Raw genomic sequence first — 4,180 nt, 5'->3', positions numbered from 1 at the left:
CGCCGACGCCGCGATACGGCGCCTGGACGCGGCCGCCGACGAGCTGGCCGGACCGGAGTCGGCGGTGGTGCAGCGGCTTTCGACGCAGTTGCACGAAGCGGTGGCGGTCCGTCTGGGCGATTTTGTGCCATCCTCCCCCGACGCCCTGCGTCTTCGTCGGCCTGAGCTGCGGACCTCGCTGCGTTCGGCGCTGGATCTGACCCGCCGCCATCTCGACCGGCATTCCCCGGTGTTCCGGCACGCTGTGCGCCTCGCTGCCGCCGTGGCGGCGGGTTGTGCTGTCGAGCGTTACGCCGATGTGGCCCACGGTTACTGGATACCGCTGACCGTGTTGATGGTGTTGCGACCCGAGACCGCCCACACCTACACCCGGTGTGTGGGGCGGTTGGCGGGAAGCGTCGTCGGAATCGTGGTCGCGGCGGGCGCGCTCGTCCTGATCGATCCCGGCGCGGTGGTGTCGGCGGTACTGGCGATCGCCTGCGTCGGAATCGCCTACGTCGCTTCCGGAGTCGGCTATTTGGCGCTGTCGGCGTCGCTGACGGCCGCCGTGGTCTTCCTGATCAACATCGACCGGACCGGCGACTCGCCGACCCCGGGTGCGCTGTTGTTCGCCTCGTTGGTCGGCGGCGCGATGGCGGTGATCGCCCACGTCCTGCTCCCCGATGACGCCTTGACCAGGTTGGGACAGCGGGCCGGTGAGCTGTTGAAAACCGAGGTCGACTATGCCGCAACGGTGATCAGGGCCTGTGTGCACGAGGTCGACAACCCTGCCGACACGATGTCGGCGGCGTGGCAGCGGGCGTTCCGAGCGCGCGCGGCTTTCGAGGCCGCCGCAGGTGCCACGCGCATGGACACCCGCGAATTGCGACACTGGCTCAGGTCGTACCGGACGGCACTGAACGCCGTCACCGCATCCTGCACGACGCTGGAAGCCAACTTCCCCAGCAGCCGCTCGGCGGAGTGGAGTCGGGGATTCGTGCAGGCCGTCGACGAGTACGTCGAATCGCTCTGCGGCGACCCGCCGACGCCGGCGTCGCCGTGGTCGGTGGACACCGTGGAGTTGGCGGCCGCTGACCACCGCCTGCGCGATGCAGTGTCCGAGCGTGGCGCCGAGGACGGCGCGGCGCGGCTGCTGGTGGCCGAGATCGGCACGATCACCGTCCATCTGTCGGTGATCGTGGTCAGTCCCGGGCCCAGCGCGGTTCGATGAAGACGCCTTCGGCCTCGACCGTCACCCCCTCTTCGTCGGCGAGGTGCCCGAGGGCATAGGACTTGAAACCCTCGCTGCGGGTGACCCTGGCCTCGGCGCGCACCCGGCCCAGCGGCGTCAGTCGCCGGTAGCGCACCGTGATCGTCCCGGTCAGGCGGTGCTTGCCCGGTGTGCTCACTGCATCCCCGAGTACATGGTCGAGGATCATGGCCGAGACGCCGCCGTGGACGTGCCCCGGTGGCCCTTCGAATGCCGCGCCCAGATAGAAGTCGCTCGCCACGGACCCGTCGGGCATCCGGCGGATCATCAGTGGCGGAGCGGTCGGATTGCGCACGCCGATCACTGCGTTGCCCCACGGCATCGAATCCCCGTCGGCTCCGAACTGGATTCCGAAAGACCCGTCCCGCTGCTTCGCGCGCAACCGTGCTGTGGCCGAATCGATCTCGGCGGTGGCAGCGGCGACCGCGTCGGCATCGACTTCGGTGCGGATGGTTGCGTCGACGAGATCGCGCACCGACTGCGTCAGCGGCTCGTAGACGGCGCGGAGCCGCGCGACATCGGCAGCGCTGAGGTTCTCGGCACGGGTGTAATCCAGCATCCGTCGACTAGAACACGTTCCGGTTCGTCACTGCGGAGCGGGTCCGACAAGCAGGTCCCTGATGATCGGACGCACCCACCCGAGAAGCTCGTCGTGGTCCATCGCTCTCGCCGCCGGGGCCTCGAGTACATAGCGCGTCGTGGCCATGCCGAGGATCAGCGAACCGATCAACGCGGCCCTCGGCCCCGGATTGTCAGGCGCAACCGCGGCGATGGTGGGCGCCACCTGTGTCGCGAACACCTTCCGCATCGTGTCGGTCGCTGTCGAACTCGTCATCGCAGCGCGCAACAGTGCGACGAAGGTCGACTCGGCCTCCCAGAGGGCGAAGAAACGTTGCATCAGCGCCGCGGCCATGTCGTCGGGCGGCAACTTCGTCAGATCGGGCAGGTTCAGCGTGAAGTCGACCGCAGTGGCGAACAGTTGCTGCTTGTTGCCGAAATAACGAATGACCAGCGCGGCGTCAACACCGACGTCCGCGGCGACCGCTCGCAGGGTGGTCCGTTCGTATCCATCGCTTCCGAATCGCCTGCGCGCGGCGGCCAGGATCTCAGCCCGGGTTCCGTCCGCATTGCGCGCCCGCGTCGTTGTCATCCCCACAGCATAAGTCACCGGGTGTTGACATCGGCGCCGGCGTGGGTATCGTAAGTCATCAGTTGTTGACTTAGCAGTGAGGAGCTCTCATGGCCACCTCTCCGGCCATCCCGGTCCTGATCGTCGGCGCGGGACCCACCGGTCTGACTGCAGCACTGGAGCTGTCCCGTCTCGGGGTCGCCGTGCGCATCGTCGACCGGGCCGCACAGCCGTCCGCGGAATCTCGCGCTCTGGCGGTTCAAGCGCGCACGCTTGAGCTGCTGCGGGTGCGCGGGGTCGGCGACACGATGCTCGCGCTGGGCAACCGGGCCCACGCCGCCGCCCTGTATGCCGACGGGCGAAAACTCGCTCCGATCGAACTCCACCGCATGCCAAGCGATTTCAACTTCATCCTGATGCTCGCCCAGTCCGAGACCGAGCGACTGCTGGCCGAACAACTGGAACGTCAAGGCGTCAAGGTCGAGCGCGGCGTGGAGGTGACCTCGGTCCGCGATCGGGGGGCTGAGCGGCCGGTCGAGGTCACGCTGAGCAGCGGTATCGGCGAGCGGGAGGTGCTGACCGCGTCTTATGTGATCGCCGCCGACGGGCCACACAGCACCGTCCGGAAGGCGCTGGGGGTGGGGTTCCCCGGCAGGACGCTCCCCCACAATTACGTTCTCGCCGACCTCCGCGTCGAGGGCGCCGTTCCGCAGGATCAGGTGTCGATTTTTCTCGCCGCCGGCGGCTTCATTGCTCTTTTCCCAATGGGAGACGGCAGGTTTCGACTCATGGCGACCGATCCCCGGAAAACGGTCGGCGACGACGATCCGACGGTCGCGCAGATCCAGGAGCTGTACAACCGGGCGGCGCACATCCCTGCGCGGTTGCATTCGCCGAACTGGAGTTCGCGGTTCCGCATCAACAGCCGCCACGTGCCCGCGCTGAGGTCCGGCCGGGTGTTCCTCGGCGGTGACGCCGCGCACGTCCACAGCCCGGCTGGCGGACAGGGCATGAACCTCGGCATCCAGGACATGATCAATCTTGCGTGGAAGCTCGCCATGGTGCTCGACGGTCGGGCGAAGCCGGACCTGCTCGACACCTACAGTTCCGAGCGACTTCCCGTCATTCGCAGGTTGATCCGAGTCACCGAGATCGGCACCCGGATCTTCAACTCCACCAATCCGATCGTGCATGCGGTGCGGATCCGGATGGCGCCGCGAGCGCTGTCGCGCAACCGTATTCAGAATGCGGCCGCGTCGATGTTCGGTCAACTGTCCGCCGGCTACCGCGGTGACGCTCTCGCCCGGGCCGCCGGCAGCCTCGACGACCTGCGCGCCGGTGATCGGGTGCCGGACACTTCGGGCTTGTACGACGCGCTCGACCTGTCGGCGCTGACACTTTTTGTCGGTGACGGAGCGGTCGCCGACGTGGGGCGCTCCTGGGACGGGATCGTCACGCTACGAAAGGACCCCGCTCCGGACGCCGGCACGTGGATGCTGGTGCGGCCCGACGGCTACCTGGCTGCGGCGGGCGGATCGGACGACGGCGCGGAATTGGATCAGTGGTTGTCCCGGTGGTTCATCAAGCCTCGCTGACGCCCGGCGCTCGCTGAATTCACTTGTGTCACTGTGGTTTCTGGAGTCACATTGCGGAGCGTTTTGTCGGTGGTCGAAAGTATGTGGCGCTCCACGGGTTTTCGTGGGTGCTTTTCCGCTGTTCAGCGGTGGTTTTTGGTGTGAGAGTGCGGTGTTCGGCGTGTCCGTGATGAGGTGAGGGACGCGCACGCGGTGGGCCTCTAGATT

At 67.4% G+C, this 4,180-nt stretch carries 4 protein-coding genes; 2 read left to right on the top strand and 2 right to left on the bottom strand.

The window, feature by feature from the left end:
* Positions 1-1,210: FUSC family protein (locus WA965_RS09790; RefSeq protein ID WP_526447433.1), on the top strand; the 1,210-nt coding region annotated here is incomplete at its 5' end.
* On the opposite strand, the gene WA965_RS09785 is transcribed toward WA965_RS09790, so the two are convergent.
* Positions 1,182-1,808 carry a PaaI family thioesterase gene (locus WA965_RS09785; RefSeq protein WP_526294342.1) on the bottom strand — a complete coding sequence of 209 codons (627 nt, stop codon included), beginning with the start codon at positions 1,806-1,808 and terminating at the stop codon, positions 1,182-1,184. The genes WA965_RS09790 and WA965_RS09785 overlap by 29 nt on opposite strands.
* Positions 1,809-1,835: 27 nt before the next feature.
* Positions 1,836-2,399 (bottom strand): TetR/AcrR family transcriptional regulator, encoded by a 564-nt coding sequence (locus tag WA965_RS09780; protein WP_526294341.1) that lies wholly within the window; start codon positions 2,397-2,399, stop codon positions 1,836-1,838.
* Positions 2,400-2,488: 89 nt separating this feature from the next.
* Here WA965_RS09780 and WA965_RS09775 point away from each other — a divergent pair, with 89 nt between their 5' ends.
* Positions 2,489-3,973 carry an FAD-dependent oxidoreductase gene (locus WA965_RS09775; RefSeq protein ID WP_526294340.1) on the top strand — a complete coding sequence of 495 codons (1,485 nt, stop codon included), beginning with the start codon at positions 2,489-2,491 and terminating at the stop codon, positions 3,971-3,973.
* The last annotated feature ends 207 nt before the right edge of the window (positions 3,974-4,180 follow it).

This window comes from Mycobacterium sp., assembly GCF_049683935.1.
Classification (GTDB): domain Bacteria; phylum Actinomycetota; class Actinomycetes; order Mycobacteriales; family Mycobacteriaceae; genus Mycobacterium.
The sequence above is the reverse complement of the archived record's forward strand: the minus strand, read 5'-3'. Positions and strand labels throughout refer to the sequence as shown.

Excerpts from the sequence above, each read along its gene's own strand:
- WA965_RS09785 (WP_526294342.1), bottom strand. The coding sequence starts at position 1,808 with ATGCTGGATTACACCCGTGCCGAGAACCTCAGCGCTGCCGATGTCGCG.
- WA965_RS09780 (WP_526294341.1), bottom strand. The coding sequence starts at position 2,399 with ATGACAACGACGCGGGCGCGCAATGCGGACGGAACCCGGGCTGAGATC.
- WA965_RS09775 (WP_526294340.1), top strand. The coding sequence starts at position 2,489 with ATGGCCACCTCTCCGGCCATCCCGGTCCTGATCGTCGGCGCGGGACCC.